The 19,155-nt window shown below is 64.8% G+C and carries 16 protein-coding genes; 11 read left to right on the top strand and 5 right to left on the bottom strand.

Annotated elements, in window-relative coordinates; translation table 11 throughout:
* Positions 1–164 precede the first annotated feature (164 nt).
* Complete coding sequence (locus ACE191_RS09615) at positions 165–3,137, bottom strand: glycoside hydrolase family 3 N-terminal domain-containing protein (RefSeq protein ID WP_400191985.1); 2,973 nt, start codon at positions 3,135–3,137, stop codon at positions 165–167.
* 420 nt (positions 3,138–3,557) lie between these two features.
* Between ACE191_RS09615 and mutL the strand changes: the two genes are divergently transcribed.
* The 3 genes from mutL (at position 3,558) to ACE191_RS09600 (ending at position 7,367) form a co-directional block, all read left to right on the top strand.
* A complete protein-coding gene (gene mutL / locus ACE191_RS09610; protein WP_400191984.1) occupies positions 3,558–5,513 on the top strand; it encodes a DNA mismatch repair endonuclease MutL in 1,956 nt (651 codons plus the stop codon).
* Between the two features lie 146 nt (positions 5,514–5,659).
* Complete coding sequence (locus ACE191_RS09605; RefSeq protein WP_400191983.1) at positions 5,660–6,457, top strand: rhomboid family intramembrane serine protease; 798 nt, start codon at positions 5,660–5,662, stop codon at positions 6,455–6,457.
* A gap of 13 nt (positions 6,458–6,470) precedes the next feature.
* A complete protein-coding gene (locus ACE191_RS09600) occupies positions 6,471–7,367 on the top strand; it encodes a rhomboid family intramembrane serine protease (RefSeq protein WP_400191982.1) in 897 nt (298 codons plus the stop codon).
* A 58-nt stretch (positions 7,368–7,425) separates the two neighbouring features.
* On the opposite strand, the gene ACE191_RS09595 is transcribed toward ACE191_RS09600, so the two are convergent.
* The 3 genes from ACE191_RS09595 to mdh form a co-directional block, all read right to left on the bottom strand.
* Positions 7,426–8,139, bottom strand: coding sequence for a DNA alkylation repair protein (locus ACE191_RS09595; protein ID WP_400191981.1), 714 nt, complete (start codon positions 8,137–8,139; stop codon positions 7,426–7,428).
* Positions 8,140–8,141: 2 nt separating this feature from the next.
* Positions 8,142–8,774, bottom strand: a complete 633-nt coding sequence (locus ACE191_RS09590; RefSeq protein WP_400191980.1) for a macro domain-containing protein — start codon at positions 8,772–8,774, stop codon at positions 8,142–8,144.
* A 113-nt stretch (positions 8,775–8,887) separates the two neighbouring features.
* Entirely contained in the window at positions 8,888–9,832 is a 945-nt protein-coding gene (mdh, locus tag ACE191_RS09585; RefSeq protein WP_400191979.1) for a malate dehydrogenase, read from the bottom strand.
* A 657-nt stretch (positions 9,833–10,489) separates the two neighbouring features.
* Between mdh and ACE191_RS09580 the strand changes: the two genes are divergently transcribed.
* On the top strand, positions 10,490–11,071 hold the full coding sequence (locus tag ACE191_RS09580; protein WP_400191978.1) for a hypothetical protein: 582 nt from the start codon (positions 10,490–10,492) through the stop codon (positions 11,069–11,071).
* Positions 11,072–11,122: 51 nt separating this feature from the next.
* Here ACE191_RS09580 and tilS read toward each other — a convergent pair whose 3' ends face one another.
* Complete coding sequence (gene tilS / locus ACE191_RS09575) at positions 11,123–12,460, bottom strand: tRNA lysidine(34) synthetase TilS (protein WP_400191977.1); 1,338 nt, start codon at positions 12,458–12,460, stop codon at positions 11,123–11,125.
* Positions 12,461–12,609: 149 nt separating this feature from the next.
* Here tilS and ACE191_RS09570 point away from each other — a divergent pair, with 149 nt between their 5' ends.
* The 7 genes from ACE191_RS09570 to ACE191_RS09540 all read left to right on the top strand — a co-directional run bounded on the left by ACE191_RS09570 (position 12,610) and on the right by ACE191_RS09540 (position 18,985).
* Entirely contained in the window at positions 12,610–13,554 is a 945-nt protein-coding gene (locus tag ACE191_RS09570; protein WP_400191976.1) for a glycerophosphodiester phosphodiesterase, read from the top strand.
* A gap of 29 nt (positions 13,555–13,583) precedes the next feature.
* The gene (locus ACE191_RS09565; RefSeq protein WP_400191975.1) at positions 13,584–15,317 is read left to right on the top strand and encodes an OstA-like protein; all 1,734 of its coding nucleotides are present in this window, start codon (positions 13,584–13,586) and stop codon (positions 15,315–15,317) included.
* Between the two features lie 115 nt (positions 15,318–15,432).
* A complete protein-coding gene (locus ACE191_RS09560) occupies positions 15,433–16,278 on the top strand; it encodes an outer membrane protein assembly factor BamD (protein ID WP_400191974.1) in 846 nt (281 codons plus the stop codon).
* A gap of 91 nt (positions 16,279–16,369) precedes the next feature.
* Entirely contained in the window at positions 16,370–16,714 is a 345-nt protein-coding gene (locus tag ACE191_RS09555) for a DNA-directed RNA polymerase subunit omega (RefSeq protein WP_400191973.1), read from the top strand.
* Between the two features lie 15 nt (positions 16,715–16,729).
* Positions 16,730–17,272 carry a flavoprotein gene (locus ACE191_RS09550; RefSeq protein ID WP_400191972.1) on the top strand — a complete coding sequence of 181 codons (543 nt, stop codon included), beginning with the start codon at positions 16,730–16,732 and terminating at the stop codon, positions 17,270–17,272.
* A 71-nt stretch (positions 17,273–17,343) separates the two neighbouring features.
* Positions 17,344–18,057, top strand: coding sequence for a phosphopantothenoylcysteine decarboxylase (locus ACE191_RS09545; protein ID WP_400191971.1), 714 nt, complete (start codon positions 17,344–17,346; stop codon positions 18,055–18,057).
* On the top strand, positions 18,047–18,985 hold the full coding sequence (locus ACE191_RS09540) for a DUF4835 family protein (RefSeq protein ID WP_400191970.1): 939 nt from the start codon (positions 18,047–18,049) through the stop codon (positions 18,983–18,985). The genes ACE191_RS09545 and ACE191_RS09540 overlap by 11 nt, the downstream gene beginning before the upstream one ends.
* The last annotated feature ends 170 nt before the right edge of the window (positions 18,986–19,155 follow it).

The raw sequence follows: 19,155 nt of genomic DNA, 5'->3' as shown, positions 1-19,155 counted from the left end.
GGGTTTGTGCCCCGGCAGGTAGGCTTTCCAGGCTACCAGAAATGGAGGTTACGGCCGCTGAAAGCAATAAAAAAGCGCGCCGCCCGGTCAGGGACGGCGCGCCGGTCAAGGGGTTGCTTGTTCCACACCACATAGTAAAGCTTCCCCTCGGGCCTGGCCGCGGGTCAGGATTTGTCCTTGGCCGCGTCGGTGATGATGGACTTGTAAATCACGTCGTGAATGCGCGTGCGGATGTTGTACTGGCGCAGCTTGTTGTTGCCCGCGTCGGGGTACACGCGGTTGGATAAGAAGATGTAGAGGATTTTGTTTTCGGGGTCCATCCACACGCAGGTACCCGTGAAGCCGGTGTGGCCGAAGGTGCTGGCCGGCGAGAGGTTACTGGTGGGACCTTCCGGCTTGCTGGGGTCGCCGTGGTCCCAGCCCAGGCCACGGCGGCTGCCCGGCTGGGTGCGGGCAAACTCGGCCACCACCGGCGTGGTGAAGTAGCGCTGCCCGCCGTAGCGGCCGTTCTGCAAATCCATCTGCATCAGGATGGCCAGGTCGCGGGCGTTGGAAAACAGCCCCGCGTGGCCCGCCACCCCGCCCAGCAGCGCCGCCGATTGGTCGTGCACCGAGCCCTGCAGCAGGGCCTTGCGGTAGTACGTGTCGTTTTCGGTGGGCGCAATGCACGACTTGGGAAAGCGCTGCAGCGGGTTGTAGGTCATGGTGGTCAAACCCAGCGGCGCGTAGAACTGCCGCTGCAGGAAGCTTTCCAGGGGCTGGTTCAGCACTTTTTCGGCCAGGCGCTTGAGCACCATGAAGCTCAGGTCGGAGTACTCGATGGGGTACTTGCCGTTTTTGGCCTTGGGCAGCAGCCCGCTGCGCTGAATCCAGGTCCAGACCGAGTCTTCGGCGGTGCGCACCACGTAGGTGCCGGGAATCACCTCGCGCGAGAAGTCGTCGGTGCGGGTGCTGGCGTAGAAGGTGGGCTTGAGGCCGCTCTTGGTAACCGTTCGCTCCCAAGTGGGAATACCGGCTTTCAGCCCGGCCTGGTGCATGAGCACCTCGCGCACGGTCATGTCCTTCTTGTTGGTGCTTTTCAGCTCGGGCAGGTAGTCCGACACCTTGGCGTCGAGGTTGAGGCGGCCTTCGTCCTTGAGCCACATGATGGCCTGCAGCGTGCCGGCCACCTTCGTCACCGAGGCTAGGTCGTAGAGCGTCTCGTTGGTAACCGGGTGCGACTTGTCGTAGGTGGCGTAGCCGTAGCTTTTCTCGAACACCACGGCGCCGTCCTTGGCTATCAGCACCTGGCAGCCGGGGGCGGCGGCGTAGGCAATGGCCTCGGTGGCCACGTTGTCGATCTGGCTCAGCACCCGCGAGTCGAGGCCCACAGCCTCCGGGGTGGCGTAGCGCAGGCGGCGGAAGTCGGGCGTGGGCAGGCCGGCGCCGGCCTTCAGCGTCTCCGACACCGTAACGGGCAGGCGGCCCAGCGCCGGCAGTGCGCCGAAGAGCACCTGCGGCACCACGCGCTGCGAGGCCGGGTTGTCTTCGTAACCGCACACCAGGGTGCGGGAGCTTTCCACGTACTTGAGGGCGTAGGCGTTACCCATCACCACCACCACCGTTTTCAGGGCCGGATTTTCCTGCAGCTTCTTCACGAAGCGCAGGGCCGCGTCGCCCAGGCCGTAGTTGTGGGTAGGCGTGTTGTTGAGGTTGTGCAAGCTCACCACCACCGTGTTGTAGGGCCCGAGCTTGGAGGCCAGGCGCTCAAACGTCGAGTCGGCGGCGTAGCGGTTGGGCACCGAGTAGGTGGCGCAGGGCAGGTAGTTCTGCATCATCTGCCCGAAGGGGTTGCCCGTGGGCGCGCCGATGTTCACCGTGGCCAGGCGCAGGGTGTCGAGCCGGGCAAAGGGCAGCAGATCGTCCTCGTTGCGCACCACCGTGGCGGCGTGCTCGTAGATTTCCTGCTGCACGGTGCGCGCCAGCGGCCGGTCGAGGTTCTGCATCAGGTTGGGCACGTCTACCGGCTGCCGGCGGTTGAGGCCGGCCCAGAACTTGGCGCGCAGCATCTTGCGTACCCGCTGGTCCACGTCCTCCATGGAAATCTGGCCGGCGGCCATCTTTTCCTTGATTTTCTGAATGGCCACGGGCACGTCCTCGGAGAACAGCAGCACGTCGTTGCCGGCGGCCAGCGCCAGGGCATCCACCTCGCCGGGCTTGAACAGGTTCGATACGCTCTTCATGTTGAGCGCGTCGGTAAACACCAGCCCACGGTAGCCCATCTTCTCCTTCAGCAGCCCGGTTACCAGGTTACGCGAGAGGGTGGTGCTCTGGGTGCGCACGGTGTCGATGAGCGGCACGTAGAGGTGGGCCACCATTACGCCCATCACGCCCGCCTCAAACGACTTCTGGAAGGGGTAAAGGTCCACGTCGGTCAGGCGGGCCAGGTCGGAGTTGATGACCGGCAAAGCCAGGTGCGAGTCCACGTCGGTGTCGCCGTGGCCGGGGAAGTGCTTGGCTACGGCAATGACGCCGTGGTCCTGTAGCCCGCGGATGTAAGCCAGCCCGCGCTTGGTGACCTGCTCCTTGTTTTCGCCGAAGGAGCGGTTGCCGATAACCGGGTTGTTGGGGTTGGAGTTGATGTCGATGACCGGCGAGAAGCTCACATGCACGCCCAGGGTGCGCAGCTTCATGGCAATTTCGCGGCCCATGCGGTAGATGTGCTGCTCGTCGTCCATGGCGCCCAGCGTCATCTGCTTGGCGAAGTGCATGCTGGAGTCAAGGCGCATATCGAGGCCCCACTCGGCGTCCATGGCAATGAGCAGGGGCGTGCGGGCCAGGGCTTGGTAGCGGTTGGTGAGCCGGGCCTGCCGGCGCGGGCCGCCCTGCAGAAACATCAGCCCGCCGATGTTGTAGTCCCGAATCAGCCGCTCGGTGTGCAGCACGTGCTTCTGGTCCTTGTTGGAGTAGGCCGCCACCATAAACAGCTGGCCCAGGCGCTGCTCGGGCGTGAGCGAGTTAAACACCGAGTCGACCCAGTTCTGCTCGGCCACCGACGCGGGGCGCGCCCCGTTGTCGTAGGGGTGCGAAAACGACACGATCAGACCTGTAATGGCCAACAGCAGCAGTACCAGTCCAATCCGAATATCCTTGCCCATCGGCCCCTGAGTCGTGTCGCGTACTAAAAGAGTGGTTCGCCCGGTCCGCTGCACCGACGCCCTCCGCCAGCAAGCAGGGCTTGTGGCAAAGGGCGCCCGATCAACGGTGCGGAAGTAACCGACCGAAGCCCGGAAGACGTCGGCCGAGGAGCGTGCCTTGGCGGCCCGCAAGCAAAAGCTGGCCACAAACTTACGCATTATTTCCCGAGCCGGATGCCTGCGAATATCAAGCCAAGTGCGGGGCATGGGGCTAACGGCTTCATTTTCAAGGAAAGTTCCGGTGGTTTATAGGAGAAATTCAATATCGGTATGCAGGTTGGTGTTGTTCAGCGCCTTAGGGAAAACTCCGGCAAGCCGTCCGCGGCGGGCTTACCTTTGCGGCTTTCCAACGCCGCCGCGGCGGCCGTTCGTATCCTGCTTATGTCCGATATCATTCAACTGCTGCCCGAGTACTTGGCCAACCAGATTGCAGCGGGCGAGGTGGTACAGCGCCCGGCCTCGGTGGTGAAAGAGCTGCTGGAAAACGCGGTCGACGCCGGCGCCACCCACATTCAGCTCATCGTGAAGGAAGCCGGCAAGCAGCTGGTGCAGGTGGTCGACAACGGCTCGGGCATGAGCCCCACCGACGCGCGCATGAGCCTGGAGCGCCACGCCACCAGCAAAATCCGCACGACCGACGACCTGTTCCGCATCCGCACCCTGGGCTTCCGCGGCGAGGCGCTGGCCTCCATTGCGGCCGTGGCCCAAGTGGAAATCCGCACCAAGCTGCGCGACCAGGATACCGGCACCCTGCTGCTGGTGGAAGGCTCGCAGGTAACCGGCCAGCAGCCCACGGCCTGTGCCGACGGCACCAGCATTGCCGTCAAGAACCTGTTCTTCAACGTGCCGGCGCGGCGTAACTTTCTGAAGAGCAACGCCGTGGAGATGCGCCACATCCTCGACGAGTTTCAGCACGTGGCCCTAGCTCACGCCGACCGCACCTTCACGCTCTACCAGAACGACCTGGAGGTGTTCAACCTGCCGGCTGGCAAGCTTAGTCAGCGCATCGTGGCCCTACTGGGCCAGAGCTACAAGGAGCAGCTGGCCCACGTGGAGGAAGTCACGCCCTTTATTTCGGTGAAGGGCTACATCGGCAAGCCCGAGGCGGCCAAGAAAAGCCGCGGCGACCAGTTTTTCTTCGTCAACGGCCGCTTTATCCGCTCGGCCTACCTCAACCACGCCGTGCTGGCCGCCTACGAGGGCCTGCTCCCGCGCGACACGCACCCCTTCTACGTGCTGTTCCTGGAGCTCGACCCCAAGGCCATCGACATCAACGTGCACCCGACCAAGACGGAAATCAAGTTCGAGGACGAGAAAACGGTGTACGCCATCATGCGCGCCGCCGTGAAGCAGGCGCTGGGGCTGCACAACATGGCGCCCTCGCTCGACTTCGACAGCGACGTGAACTTTGCTCCCCTGCGCGGGCTGCGCACCGGCGCCCCCTCGGCCCTGGCCGACGCCGACGATGCCGCGGCCCAGAGCCGTAGCTACGAAACCGACCGCGAAGGCGGCGCCCTGGCCGCGGCGTTTGGGCCCGCCCGTGCCCCGCGCGAGCCGCGCTGGCCCGACGAAAAGCCCCTCACGCCGCGCCCCACCGAGCAGGCCCGCCAGGCCCTCGACGATTTCTACCGCTCCATCGGGCAAACGCCGCTGGCCGACATCGAGGCCGAAGCTGCCGACCTGGTCGGCGCGGCGCCCGAGCCGGTGCCCACGCTGCCGCTGGTGCACCCCGAAATTGGGCGGCGGCCAAATGCGCCCGAGCTGCCCGCCCCAGGCCGCCGGGCCGTGCAGGTGCAGCAGTTCGTGCTGGTGCCGGTCAAGTCGGGGCTGATGCTCATCGACCAGGTGGCGGCCCGCGAGCGGATTCTCTACGAGCAGTACCAGGACACGCTCACCAACGAAACCGGCGCCTCACAGGCCCTGCTGTTTCCGCGCACCGTGAGCTTTTCACCCGCCGACTTTGCCGTGCTGCGCGAGATGAGCGAGGAGCTGACCAGTATTGGCTTCCGCTTTTCCGAGTTCGGCCCGAACACCATTGCCATTGAGGCCCTGCCGGCCGAGGTGCCCGCCAGCGCCGACGAAAAAGCCTTATTGGAAGGGTTGCTGGAGCAGTTCCGGGTGAGCGGCAGCCGGGCCCAGCTCGACCGCCGCGAGCAGCTGGCCCGCACCCTGGCCCGGCGCGTGGCCGCCAGCGTGCCCAGCCGCCTAGCCGAGGTGGAAATGAACGCGCTGGTCGACGCGCTGTTTGCCTGCCAGCTGCCCGGCTACACCCCCGACGGCCGCCGTACCCTGGTGATGCTCGAAGCCGCGCAGCTACAGGGTTTCTTTGGCCGCTAAGCTATGGCGCGCGGCGCCGCGGGCAGCCCAGTGGGGAAGTTCTACCTTCGTGGGCGGCCCTGCCAGACCGCAAAAAGACGGTGGAAGCGGCCCCAATGGCTGCTTTTTCGTAAGTCAGCTCATTCTTTCAGCTTAGCCTGCGGCTTATGTTCAACCTGACCCCCGTGGTGCGCAACCTGCTCTTCCTGAACCTGGGAATGATGCTGCTCACCTCCGCCCTGATGCCCGGCCTGATGCGCTGGCTGGCCTTGTTCCCCCCGCAGTCGGAACTGTTCCGGCCCTTCCAGTTCGTTACCTACATGTTTCTGCACGGCGGGCTGATGCACATCTTCTCCAACATGTTCGGCCTGATTTCCTTCGGCCCCATGCTGGAAATGCGCTGGGGCGCCAAGCGGTTTCTGCTGTTCTGGATGGTGTGTGGGGTAGGCGCGGGCGTGCTGTACTCGGGCATCCGCTACTACGAAATAGCCCAGATGGATCGGGCCCGGCAGGAGTTCGTGCAGGACCCTACGGGAGTGGGCCTCAGCGACTTTTTCCGCGACTACGCGCCGCTGTACGGCGGCTACGAGCCGGTGGCGCGGGAGATGGAGCGCAATCCAGGCGACCAGGAGCTTAAGCAGTCGGCCACGCGAACGGTGAATGCCATCTACAACGACGCGGTCAACAATCCCCGGGCCTCGGGCATGGTGGGGGCCTCGGGGGCCTTGTTCGGCATTCTGCTGGCGTTTGCCTACCTTTTCCCCAACACCGAGCTGATGCTGCTGTTTTTGCCGTTTCCCATCAAGGCCAAGTACTTCGTAGCCCTGTATGGCATCTACGAGCTGTACGCTGGCATTCAGCGCAACCCCGGTGACAACGTGGCACACTTCGCCCATTTGGGCGGAATGTTGTTTGGCTTCCTGCTGTTGAAATACTGGGAAAAGCACCACTCCCGCTTCTATTGATGCCCACCCGTCCATGAGCATAATCGCCGACATCAAATCCGCCTTCAGCCGCCGCGACAACGCCCTCAACCAGCTCCTGCTCATCAACGTGCTGGTGTTTGCGGTGCTGGTGGTGGTGAAGGCGCTGCTGTTTCTGAGCGGGGCGCGCCCGGCCTACGAGGTGCTGATGCGCCAGCTGGAGCTGCCGGCCGATCTGCCCGGCCTGCTGCGCCACCCCTGGACGCTGCTCACTTACGCTTTCACCCACGAGGGCTTTCTGCACATCATCTTCAACCTGCTGAACCTGTACTGGTTTGGCATGCTGTTCCGCGAGTACCTGGGCGACCGGCGCCTGGTAGGGCTCTACATCCTGGGCAGCCTGGCCGGGGCGCTGCTGTTTCTGCTGAGCTACAACCTGCTGCCGGTGCTGCGCCCGCAGATGCTGGCCGGCATGTCGATGGTGGGGGCCTCGGCGGCCGTCACGGCCATCATCGTGGGGGCCGCTACGCTGCTGCCCGACTATACCTTCAACCTGTTCCTGTTCGGGGCGGTGCGCATCAAGTACATCGCCGCGGCGGTGGTGCTGATTTCCATTGCCGGCATCAGCGGCAACAATACCGGCGGGCAGCTGGCGCACCTGGGCGGGGCCATTATCGGCTTCGTGTTCGTGAAGCAGCTGCAGGCGGGGCGCGACCTGGGCCGGCCCATTCTGGCCGTGGGCGACTGGATCAGCGGCCTGCTGCACGGGCGGCCTCGGCTGCGGGTGTCGCACCGCAACACGCCGCCGGCGGCCGCCGGCAAAACCCGCGGGCCGCTGGTGCAGCCCGAGCAAAACGAAATCGACCTGATCCTGGATAAGATTTCCCGCTCGGGCTACGAAAGCCTCTCGAAGGAGGAAAAGCAGAAGCTTTTCAAAGCCAGCCAGCAGTAAACCGGAAATTCTTTCAGCCAGCGCGCCCCGCCGAACTTTATTGGCGGGGCGCGCTGGTTTATTTCTGCAGGTAGAACTGCCGCTGGGCGGGGCTGAGCTTTTCGATGGCGTAGCGCAGCGTGGTGCGGGGCATGTGGGCGCGGTGGTCGTGGAGGAATTCTTCGAGGGCCTCCTCGTTGCGCTTGCCCACTTCGCGCAGCAGCCAGCCCACGGCTTTGTGAATGAGGTCGTGGCGGTGGGGGAGCAGTAGCTCGGCCAGGGCCAGGGTATCGGCAAACTGCCCCTGGCGGATGAAGGCCAGGGTGGAGACGATGCTCATGCGCTGGCTCCAGAGGTGGTCTTCGACGGCCAGCTCGTAAAGCGGGCTGCGGTCTTTCCGGAGCAGGTAGGCCCCCACGATGTGCGGGCAGGTGACGTCGACCAAATCCCAGCTGTTGACGAAGCGGCGCAGGTGCAGGTACCGCTCGTAGAGTGCCTGTTGCCCGGCGGGGTCAGCTTTGGGAAACTGCAGCGTCCAGATGATGAGGCCGACGGAGCGGCAGTCGTGCCAGGGGCTGCGCACCAGCTGCTCGACTTCGGGCAGCGGCAATGCTTTGAACTCGCGGGCCAGGGCGCGCTGCTGGGGCATGGTGAGGCCCAGAAACCGGTCGCCCTCGCCGTACTGGCCGGGGCCGGTCTGGAAAAAGCGGGCCACGGCCACGGCACGCTCGGGGTCGGCCAGGGTGTGAATGCGGGCGAGCAGGTCGGCAGCCGATAAAGCAGTGGTAGGCATGGCTAGGGAATGGGGTACTTCAGGTCGCGCTCGTCGTGGGTGTAGAAGTAGGCGTAGTTCGAGCGCAGCTCTTCCCAACCGGCCTCGGTGGCGTGCTTTTCCTGCATCACGTCTTCCCAGGCGATGCGCATTTGCCGGGCGCAGTCCAGGGGCCGTACCTGCCCCACGCCGGTGCCCAGGCCCGGAATGGCTACCGACTGCACGTTGCTGGCCACCGGCTCGCCGGTGCTTAGCCGGCCGTAGCGCAGCAAGAGCAGGATGGCTTTCATGGCCAAATACACGTTGGGTCCGCGGCTGATGGTCATGGGCGTGCGCATGGTGGGCGCCGCAATCAGGTAGGGAAACAGGGCGCTGCCGGTTTCGAGGATGTCGGCCTGACCGACGAGCAGCTCGCCGTAGTACTTCTCGCGGATGAGGTGCTGCAGATCTTTTTCCAGGTGCCAGCCCAGGTGCTTGGAAATGGCAAAGTCGATGCCGCCGTTCATGTAGCCGAAGCTGTTAGCGGGGCTGACCAAGGCGTCGGCCGGGTGGTCGAAGATGGACGCGTGGCGGACGGTGACCGGCCCGACGCCGGCAAATACCTGCTGCCAGGCAGCGGTTACTGCCGGGTTGGTGTCGATTAAGTAAAGGTGCATCAAGTGGGTTTCGGCGGCAAGGTACGGGGTTCGGCCCGGGGCCGCCAAACGCAAAACGGGCCGCCCCGCGGAAGCGGAGCGGCCCGAAAGCTGGCCGGAGCCAATGGGGGCGCTTAGGCGGGCTGGGCCTGGGTCATCTTGTCCAGGGCGTCCATCACCTCTTTCACGTGGCCACGCGAGGTTTCCAGCAGGGCCTTCTCCTCGTCGTTGAGCTGCAGCTCGATAACTTTCTCGATGCCGTTTTTGCCCAGGATAACCGGGGCGCCCAGGTACACGCCGTCGATGCCGTACTCGCCCTTCAGCTCGATGCAGACGGGGAATACGCGGCGCTGGTCGCGCACGATGGCCTCGACCATTTGAGCCGCGGCGGCGCCGGGGGCGTACCAGGCTGAGGTGCCCATCAGCTTCACCAGCTCGCCCCCGCCCACGGCGGTGCGCTGCACGATGGCGTCGAGCTGCTCTTTACCGATGAGCTCGGTAACGGGAATGCCGCCCACGGTGGTGTAGCGGGGCAGCGGCACCATGGTGTCGCCGTGGCCACCCATCAGGACGGCCTGAATGTCTTTGGGGCTCACGTTGAGGGCCTCGGCCAGGAAGGCGCGGTAGCGGGCCGTGTCGAGGATGCCGGCCATGCCGAACACCTTTTCGCGGGGCAGACCCGAGGTGAGGTGGGCCTGGTAGGTCATCACGTCGAGGGGGTTCGACACGACGATGATGATGGCGTTGGGCGAGTACTTCACTACCTGCTCGGTGACCGACTTCACGATGCCGGCGTTGACCGAAATCAGGTCGTCGCGGCTCATGCCGGGCTTGCGGGGCAGGCCCGAGGTGATAACCACCACGTCGGAATCGGCGGTGCGCGAGTAGTCGTTGGTGACGCCCACCGTGCGCGAGTCGTAGCCGATGATGGGGGCCTTCTGCCAGATGTCGAGGGCTTTGCCCTCTGCAATGCCCTCCTTGATGTCAACCAGGACGATTTCGTTGGCAATTTCACGGGTGGCAAGCACATCGGCGCACGTGGCGCCCACGTTGCCGGCCCCTACAACGGTTACTTTCATGGGGTGGTCAGTTGGGAAAATGAGAAAACGGTTTGGGCTGCTAAGGTAAGGACTGCGGTTTAGTGCGTGGTACCCGGCGCCGGGTTTTTGGTGCGGGAGCGTTGCGGGGCCCAGGTTGGGCATGCAACGCTCAGTTGGGCTTGCAGACCGTCGGTTGGGCGCGCAGAGCGGCAGTTACGGGTGCAGAAGGCGAGGTTGGGCCCGCGAAACGCCGACCACGGCCGACAAAACGATTCGCACGACCCACAAAACGATTCGCACGGGCGACAAAGCCATTTGAAGGCCCCGCGAAACGATTTGCAGGGGCAACAACGCCACACGTTGGGCCCACAAAGCCGCGGGTAGGGGGGCGACGCGACGCGCATGGGTGCAGTGCCTCACCCCCCGGCCCCCTCTCCAGGGGGAGAGGGGGAGCCACGCCGGCGCGGGCGGTTTTTCTCTTCGTCGCCCTGAGGGGCAGCCGAACGACCCCACGCTGGGGCTATACACCTGCCGTATTGCCACAAGGAACGCTAAACGACTTTGGGCATTTCAGGGAAAAACCCTGATACTTTGATACGCTTCTGTTTAGCTTGGCCAAGCACCCTACTAAGGTGGCTCACTCAGGAATCGAGTGCAACAACCCTTGGAATGTAAGTCCTTCTTAGCTTCTCTTGTATGAAAATGTTGCTGTCAATCTTTTGCCTTTACTTATTGATTGACTCTGCGTATGCCCAATCCTTGGGAGGGCTACCCGTTGACCGCGCCACGGGCCGCATTCGGTACCAGGCAGTCGTGCCGGTTGCGGGCGTCAGCCAAGCCGACTTGGTAGCTCGCGCGTGTGAATGGGCCACCGCGGCTGCCTCACCGGACACGCCGCCGGTGATTTGGCACCAGCCAGACACCGAGGTGCTCGTCCTGTCGGGGGCGCAACCGTTTGCCTATACTTATGCCATGGGGGGCACGTTCAATGGCCGTCCCCGCACCCAGACCATTCGTTCGGTGCTGCACTACACCCTGCGCCTGTACCTCGAGGAAGGGCGCTACCGGTACGAGGCGACGGATTTTGCCTTTGTACGGCCGACCTCGCCCACGAAGGAGCCGGCCGAAGACCCGCTAATCAGAACGAAAGCCATTACCGAAAGCGGGGCCAGCAGCCTCGCGGCCGAGCGCCAGCAATTTCAGGTGGTCACCGCGAAGCTGCTCACCCAACTCCAGGACGCGATGCGCAAGCCGAGTGGAGAGTCGGCGGCCAACTGAAATCGGGTGCTGGCATGAACGGGTTGGGTGGCCCTAAGCATACCGCCCCCGCTAGCCGCGGCGCTGGAGGCGGATTTCGAGCACGCGCTGGGTTTCTTCGGTCACTTTGTAGCGGTCGTCGGGGCGCAGGCCCACCACCCAGGCTACTTTGCCCTCGGCGGTGGTGAGCAGGCGCACGCGGTCTTTCAGGTTCAGGGGTACTTTCTGGTCGATGAGAAAGTCGCTGAGCTTCTTTTTACCCTTGAGGCCGATGGGCATAAACCAGTCGCCCTCGCGCCAGCGGCGCAGGGTGAGCGGGAACCGGAGCTTGTCGGCGTCGAAGGCGGCCACGTCCTTGTTGCGGTTGATCTGGTAGCCCTCGGCGGGCAGCTCGCGCTGCATCAGGCGCACATCGTCGACTTCCAGCTGCGCCTGGCCCTCGGGCCAGAGGTGGGTGCCGAAGGCGTCCAGGTTTTTGGCCGTGACGACCAGCTGCTCGCGGTCTTTCACCAGGCGGTGGGTGGGCGAGTCGAACTGCCGGCCCGGCTCGGCCCCGAACGCGGCCACGATGTCCTTGACCACCAGCCAGGGAAAATGGAAGGGGCGCAGCAGCTCGTGCAGCACCAGGGCCGGGGCGGGCGTGGCTTGCAGGGCGGCAATGGTGAAGTAGGTGACGCCGTCTTCGTCGCGGCGGGCCAGGCGGGCGGTTTCATCCACGAAGTGCTGCACCAGGGCCTCGGCGCCGCGCACCCGCTCGGCGGTGTGCTGCAGGGTGTGGTCGAGGGAGGGGTTCAGCTCGCGCAGCACGGGCAGCACCTCGTGGCGCAGCTTGTTGCGCTGGTAGAGGGTGCTGTCGTTGCTGGCGTCTTCGCGCCAGGCCAGGCGGTGCTCCACCAGGTAGTCGTAGAGGTCTTCTTTGCCGGTGGCCAGCAGGGGGCGCACCACGCGACCCTGGCGCACCGGAATGCCGTGCAGGCCGGCCAGGCCGGTGCCGTGGGTGAGGTTGAGCAGCATGGTTTCGGCCGCGTCGCGCTGGTGGTGGGCGGTGGCCACGTAGGCCAGCTGCTGGCTGCGGCGCAGCTGCTCAAACCACTGGTAGCGCAGCACGCGGGCGGCCATTTGGGTGGAGAGACCTTCCTGCTCGGCAAAGCCCTGGGTGTCGAAGAACTCGGCGAAGTAGGGCACTTCGTACTTCTTGGCCAGCTTGCGCACAAACTCCTCGTCGGCGTCGGCCTCTTCGCCGCGCAGCCCGAAGTGGCAGTGGGCCACGGCCAGCGGGGTGCCCAGGCGGTGCAGCACGTCGAGCAGCACCACCGAGTCCATGCCGCCGCTCACGGCAACCAGCACCGAGTCGGTAGTGGGGTGAAAGAGCTGGTTTTCTTCGATGAAGTGGCGGACGCGGTCGAGCATAGCAGGGGAGGCCCCAGGAAAGGGCCGCGCAAAGGTAGGCCGCGGCGGGCGCCGCGAAAAAACCATCGGCCCCCAACCCGGTTACCCGTTGCGGAGTACGCACGCAGACCGGCCAACGGGGGCCGCCGCGCAGCAAGCAGGGCATGAAGATGAGTCGACGGTTGGGCGCAGTGCTGCTGGGGCTGGGGCTGCTGAGCGGCTGTGCCCGCTCGGCCGGGCCGGGCGCGGCGGCCGGGCGCCCCGCGCCGCTCATCATCGGGCACGCCGGCTCGGGCTTTCTCACGCCGTTCAACCGCTTCAATCCCCTGCCGCCGAGCAGCCTGGGCGGGGTGACCCAGGCCCTGGCCCACGGCGCCGACGGCGTGGAAGTGGACGTGCAGCTGAGCCAGGACAGCGTGCTGATGCTGTTTCACGACCCCTGGCTGCAGGGCATTACCCCGGCCCAGGGCTGCGTGAGCCAGTTTGCGGCCGCCGAGCTGGCCCGGCTGCCCTACCGCGGTGGCTGGCCCTACGACTGGTTTCAGCACGAGCGGGTGGCCCCGCTGGAAACCTTGCTGGCCCGCCTCAGCCAGCACCCCGCGGCCTACCCCGTACTGCACCTGGATTTGCACGAGGCCGACTACTGCGCCCCCGCGGGCCAGACCTACGCCCGCTCGCCCGCCCTGGTGCGCGCCCTGGGCCGGCTGCTGCGCCGCTACCCCGTGCCGGCGGGCCGCCTGCTGGTGCTCACCGAGCACATTCCCTCGCTGCCCCGGCTGGCCCAGGAGCTGCCCGGCGTGCCCCTGGGCCTGGAAATTACGGGGGCGGTAGACGAGCGGCTGGCCACGGCCCCGCAGCTGCCGGTGGCCGCCGTGGTGCTGCCCAAAACCCTGGCCACGCCCGCGCGGGTGGCCCAGGCCCAGGCGGCAGGACTCCAAGTGGTGCTGTTTGGGGGCCGCTCCCGGGGTACCATCACCCGGCTGCTGGCCTGCCGCCCCAACGCCCTGCAAACCGACCACGTGCCCCGGGCCCGGCGGCTGAGCCGGCACCTGGCTGCGCCGGCCCGTCCCCTCGAAGCCACCCTGCACGCACCAAATCGGGAAGGCACGCGTTAGGGCCGGGGTTCCGTACTTTTGCGCCCCTGATGCACCTTCGTTTCCTTCTTCTTTCGCTGCTGTTGCTGGCGCTGCCCCTGGCGGGCTGGGCCCAGCGCCGGCCCGCCACGCCGCCGGCCGGGCAGGAGCCGCCCAAAAAAGGCCAGCGCATTGAGCTGCTGCCCGGGGCCGGCCAGCTCATCGGCGGCGACTTCAATGGCCAGCAGATTCGCAAGCTGATCGGCAACGTGAGCTTCCGGCAGGGCGACGCCTATTTGTACTGCGACTCGGCCTACCAGTACCTCGACCGCAACGCCATCGAGGCCTTCAGCAACGTGCGCATGGTGCAGAACGACACGGTGACCATCACCGGCGACCGGGGCTTCTACGACGGCGACACCCGCCGGGCGCGCATCACCGGCAACGTGGTGCTGCGCGACCCGCGCATCACGCTCACCACCCAGGCCCTCGACTACGACCTGACGCGCAAGGTGGCCTACTACAGCACCGGCGGCCACATCACCGACCCCGAAAACGTGCTCGACAGCCAGAAGGGCTACTACAATACCCAGACCCAGGTGTTCAGCTTCCGCACCAACGTGAAGCTGGTCACCAAGGACTACACCATCACCAACGACACCCTGCAGTACAACACCCAGAGCAAGGTGGCTTACTTTTTCGGCCCCACCCGCATTGTGGGCAAGCAGGGCAACATCTACGCCGAGAAGGGCACCTACAACACCGTGTCGCGGGTGTCCGACTTTCAGCGCAACGCCAAGATCGAGACGCCCAACTACCTGCTCGGCGGCGACCAGCTGGTGTACGACGAGGCACGGCAGTACGGCGTGGCCCGCGGCAACGTGTCGATGACGGCCAAGAAAGACAACGTGGTGATTCGCGGCGACGTGGGCCGCTACTGGCGGGCTTTGGGTCGGGCCAAGGTGTACGGCTCGCCCGTAATGCGCAACATCACCGACCGCGACACCCTGTACCTGGCCGCCGACACGCTGGTGAACGTGGAAGCCCGCGTAAACGACCCCGGCATCGTGTATGCCTACCGCCGCGTGCGCATCTACCGCCGCGACTTGCTGGGCCGCTGCGACTCGCTCACCTACAACCGCCGCGACTCGGTTATCTACCTCAACACCCGCCCGGTGCTGTGGAACGAGCAAAACCAGCTCACCGCCGACTCGATGGAAATTCGCATGCGCCGCCAGAAAATCGACCAGATGCGGCTCTACGCCAACTCCTTTATTGTGGGCCAGGACACACTGCTGAACTTCAACCAGGTGAAGGGCCGCAACATGGTGGCTTACTTCCAGAACAGCAAGCTGCGCAAGGTAGACGTACTGGGCAACGCCGAAAGCGTGTACTACGCCCTCGACAACGACACCGCCGTGACCGGGGTAAACAAGGCGCTGTCGGCCAACATGGCCCTGCGCTTCGCCGAAAGCAAGCTCTCCACCATTAGCTTCCTGACCAACCCCGACGCCAGCTTTATTCCGCCCCACGAGCTAAAGCCCGAGGACACCAAGCTCAAGGGCTTCCAGTGGCTGATTGCCCAGCGGCCCACCCGCCAGAACGTGCTGGGCAAGCACTTTGCCCCGCCCGCCAAGGCCAAAGCCAAGCCCAAGAAAACCACCAAGCCGGCCGCCAAACCCAAGACTAAAGCGGCCCCCGCCCGCAAAGCTGCCCCGGCCAACGCTCCCGCAACCAAAGCCAAGCCCGCGCCAGCCAAGCCGGTACCGGCCAAACCTGCGGCCCGCACCAAAACGCAGCCCTGAATGTTCTGCTGAACCCGGGAAAAGCGGCAGCCGCGCAACCTTGAGCGGCCCGCCCGGCTCCTGGGCCTGAGCGGCTTTTGCGTTCGGCCGCCAATCCGTTACCTTTGCCTTTCTTATGCCCGCATTCCGCCCCCGTGTTCTTGTCCTGCTGCTGAGCCTTGCCGTGCTCGGCGCGTGCAGCCCCTACCAGAAGCTGCTCAAGAGCACCAACGTCAACGAGCGGTACGAGGCCGCCGTGAAGTACTACGAGCAGGGCGATTACGTGAAGGCCGAAACCCTGCTCGAGCCGCTGATTCCGCTGCTCAAAGGCCGCCCCGAAGCCGAAAAGGCCGAGTTCTACTTTGCCCGCGCCAACTACGAGGAAGGCAACTACACGCTCAGCTCCTACTACTTCCAGACGTTTGCCGAAACCTACCCCTCGTCGCCCTACGCCGAGGAGGCCCTGTTCATGCACGCCAAGTCGCTGTTTCGCGACTCGCCTGAGTACGAGCTGGACCAGACCAGCACCGTTACGGCCATCGAGAGCATTCAGGCCTTCCTGAACCGCTACCCCGAAAGCAAGTTCCGACCCGAGACCGAGAACATGTCGAACGAGTTGCAGCGCAAGCTGGAGGTGAAAGCCTTCGAAGCCGCCAAGCTCTACCACTCGGTGCGCTACTACCAGTCGGCGGTGGTGGCCTTTAACACCTATCAGCAGCAGTACCCGGCCTCGCTGTACGGCGAGCAGGCCGCCTTCCTGAAGCTGGCCTCGCAGCACGAGCTGGCCAAAGAAAGCGTGGAGGAAAAGCAGCGTGAACGGTTTCTGGAAGTGGTGGTGTTCTACCAAAACTTCGTGGATACCTACCCGCAAAGCAAGAACCTAAAAGCCGCGGAAGCCATGTACGACTACGCGCAGAAGTTCCTCAAAGAGCACCCCGACCCCGCCGCCAAAACGGCCCCGACCCAAGCTTCAACGAATTAATTGGTTGCCGGCTGCAGCGCTCCACGACCCGGCTATTTCACTTGGCGTGGCAGGCAGCCCAATAACCATTCAGCCTTTAGCCCTTCGAACCATGAAAGTACCCAGCCACGTTTCTCCCTCCATCGTTACGCGCAACCTGTCCGATTTCACGGCGGAAACCGGCAACGTGTACGAGTCCATTGCCATCATCTCGAAGCGCGCCAACCAGATTTCCGTCAAGATCAAGGAAGAGCTGAACGGCAAGCTGGCCGAGTTTGCCACCACCGTCGACAACCTCGAGGAGGTGTTCGAAAACCGCGAGCAGATCGAAATCAGCAAGCACTACGAGCGCCTGCCCAAGTCCACCAACCTCGCCATCGAGGAGTTCCTGGAAGGCAAGGTGACTTTCCGTCATCCTTCCGAGGAAGAGCTGCCCTCGGAGCCGAAAGCCGAATAAGTAGCGTCCGCACGCATGCTGGCCCACCGCCGCATTCTGTTGGGCGTGAGCGGGAGCATTGCCGCCTACAAAGCCGCCGCCCTGGTGCGGCTGCTGGTGAAAGCCGAAGCCGAGGTGCAGGTAATCCTGACGCCCTCGGCTTCGGCTTTTGTGACGCCCCTCACCCTGGCCACCCTTTCCAAGCGCCCCGTGCTGCAGGGCTTTCTGCAGGACGAGCACGCGGGCGTGTGGCACAACCACGTGGACCTGGGCCTCTGGGCCGATGCCCTGCTGATTGCCCCGGCCAGCGCCAACACCCTGGCTACGCTGGCCCAGGGTCTGTGCCCCAATTTGCTGGCGGCCGTGTACCTCTCGGCGCGCTGCCCTACCTGGGTGGCCCCGGCCATGGACCTCGACATGTACCAGCACCCGGCTACCCAGCGCAACCTGGCCACCCTGCGCCAGGACGGCGTGCGCGTACTCGACTCGCCGGCCGGCGAGCTGGCCAGCGGGCTGGTGGGCCCGGGGCGCATGCTCGAGCCCGAGCAGATTGTGGAGCTGCTCGCAGCGGCATTCTGACGGCGTCTGGCGCGGGCTTGCCCGCGAATAAGGCGTACTTGCGGGCTATTCAGTGAACCTCTACCCGCACCATGTCTGCTGAGTTTTCCGTACCGCCTTCCGCCGTCGACGTTCAGAGCCCGCCCCGTAGGGTGTTGCTTACAGCCGGCCCAACATACGAGCCCATCGATCCGGTGCGCTTTATTGGCAACCACTCGACCGGCAAAATGGGCTACGCGCTGGCCGAGGCCTTTGCCGAAGCCGATTTTGCCGTAACGCTGGTGAGCGGCCCCACGGCCCTGACCGTTGAGCACCCAGCCATTGAGCTCGTGCGCGTGCAAACCGCCGACGAGATGTACCAGGCCGCCGCCGCCGCCGCCCCAACCGCCGCTGTGTGGGTGTTTGCCGCCGCCGTGGCCGACTACCGCCCGCGCACGGTGGCCGCCGAGAAAATCAAGAAGCGCGAGGACGGCAGCGAGGAAGTGCTGGTGCTGGAGCTGGTGAAGAACGTGGACATTGCCGCCACGCTGGGCCAAACCAAGCGCGCTGAACAATTTTCCGTGGGTTTTGCGTTGGAGACGCACCAGGAGCTGGCGCACGCCCAGGACAAGCTCCGCCGCAAAAACTTCGACATGGTGGTGCTAAATTCGTTGCGCGACCCCGGCGCCGGCTTCCGCCACGATACCAACAAAATCACCCTGGTGGAGCCCGACCGCGTGACGCCCTTTGACCTAAAGCCCAAAGCCGACGTTGCCCGCGACATTGTTTCCGCCATTCTTGCCCGCCTTGCTGCCCATGTTGCCTAAGCGTATTCTGATTTGTTTGGTGCTGCTGACCGCGGTGCTCGGGCTGCGGCCCCAGGCCGCGCGGGCCCAGGAGCTGCTGGCCACCGTGAACGTGCGCGCCGAGGGCGTGACCATCACCGATCCGCAGCTGCTCACCCAGATGCAGAACGAAATCACCCAGTTTCTGAACGTGCGCCGCTGGACCAACGACGTGTACAAGCCCGATGAGCGTATTCGCTGCCAGCTGTACATCAGCATCCAGGAAATTCCCCAGAACGGCACCTACGGCGCCACCGTGCGCATTCTGAGCACGCGCCCCGTGTACGGCACCTCCTACGAAACCAACCTGCTGAGCTACGCCGAAAGCTGGCGCTTTACCTACCTGCCCGGTCAGCCGCTCGACTTTTCCGAGAACAGCTACGTCAACAACCTCTCGTCCATCCTGAGCTTCTACGCCTACACCATCATCGGCATGGACCAGGACTCCTTTGCCCCGCTGGGCGGCTCGCGCACGTTCGACCGGGCCCGCAACATCCTGCAGGTAGCCTCGACCCAAAGCACCGACGGCGACGATGGCTGGAAAGACAACGGCAAGGCCAACCAGCGCAGCCGCTTCGCCCTGCTCAACGGCCTGCAGGACCCGCAGCTGGAGCCCCTGCGCACGGCCGTGTACAACTACTACCGCCAGGGCCTCGACGTATTCATTCAGAAGCCCGACGAAGCCCGCGCCACCATTCTCACGGCCCTGCAGGGCGTGCAGGGCGCCAGCCAGCGCCGCCCTGGCTCCACGCTGGTGCGCTCGTTCTTCGAAACCAAGGCCGATGAAATTGCCAACATCTACCGCAGCAGCCCCCAGGCCGACCAGAAGCAAACCGTAGTGGCCCTGCTGCAGGACGTGGACCCCACTAATTCGGCCAAGTACCAGAGCATTATGCAGCCGCGGCGCTGACCCGAGCCACCCCTTTCCTGAACCATGCATGCGAGTTGCCGCGGCCCGAAGCCGCGGCAACTCGCGTTTTTAAGCGGCTATATATCCGGTTTACGGGCGAAGCGGCAGCGGCTGACCGTGCCCAAGCCGGAGTGAATACCGGGCTGAATCGGCCCGCGGACGCAGCAAAG

This window comes from Hymenobacter sp. B81, assembly GCF_044628455.1.
Classification (GTDB): Bacteria; Bacteroidota; Bacteroidia; order Cytophagales; family Hymenobacteraceae; genus Solirubrum.
Note: the sequence above shows the minus strand (reverse complement) of the source record. Positions and strands in the feature narration are given on the sequence as shown.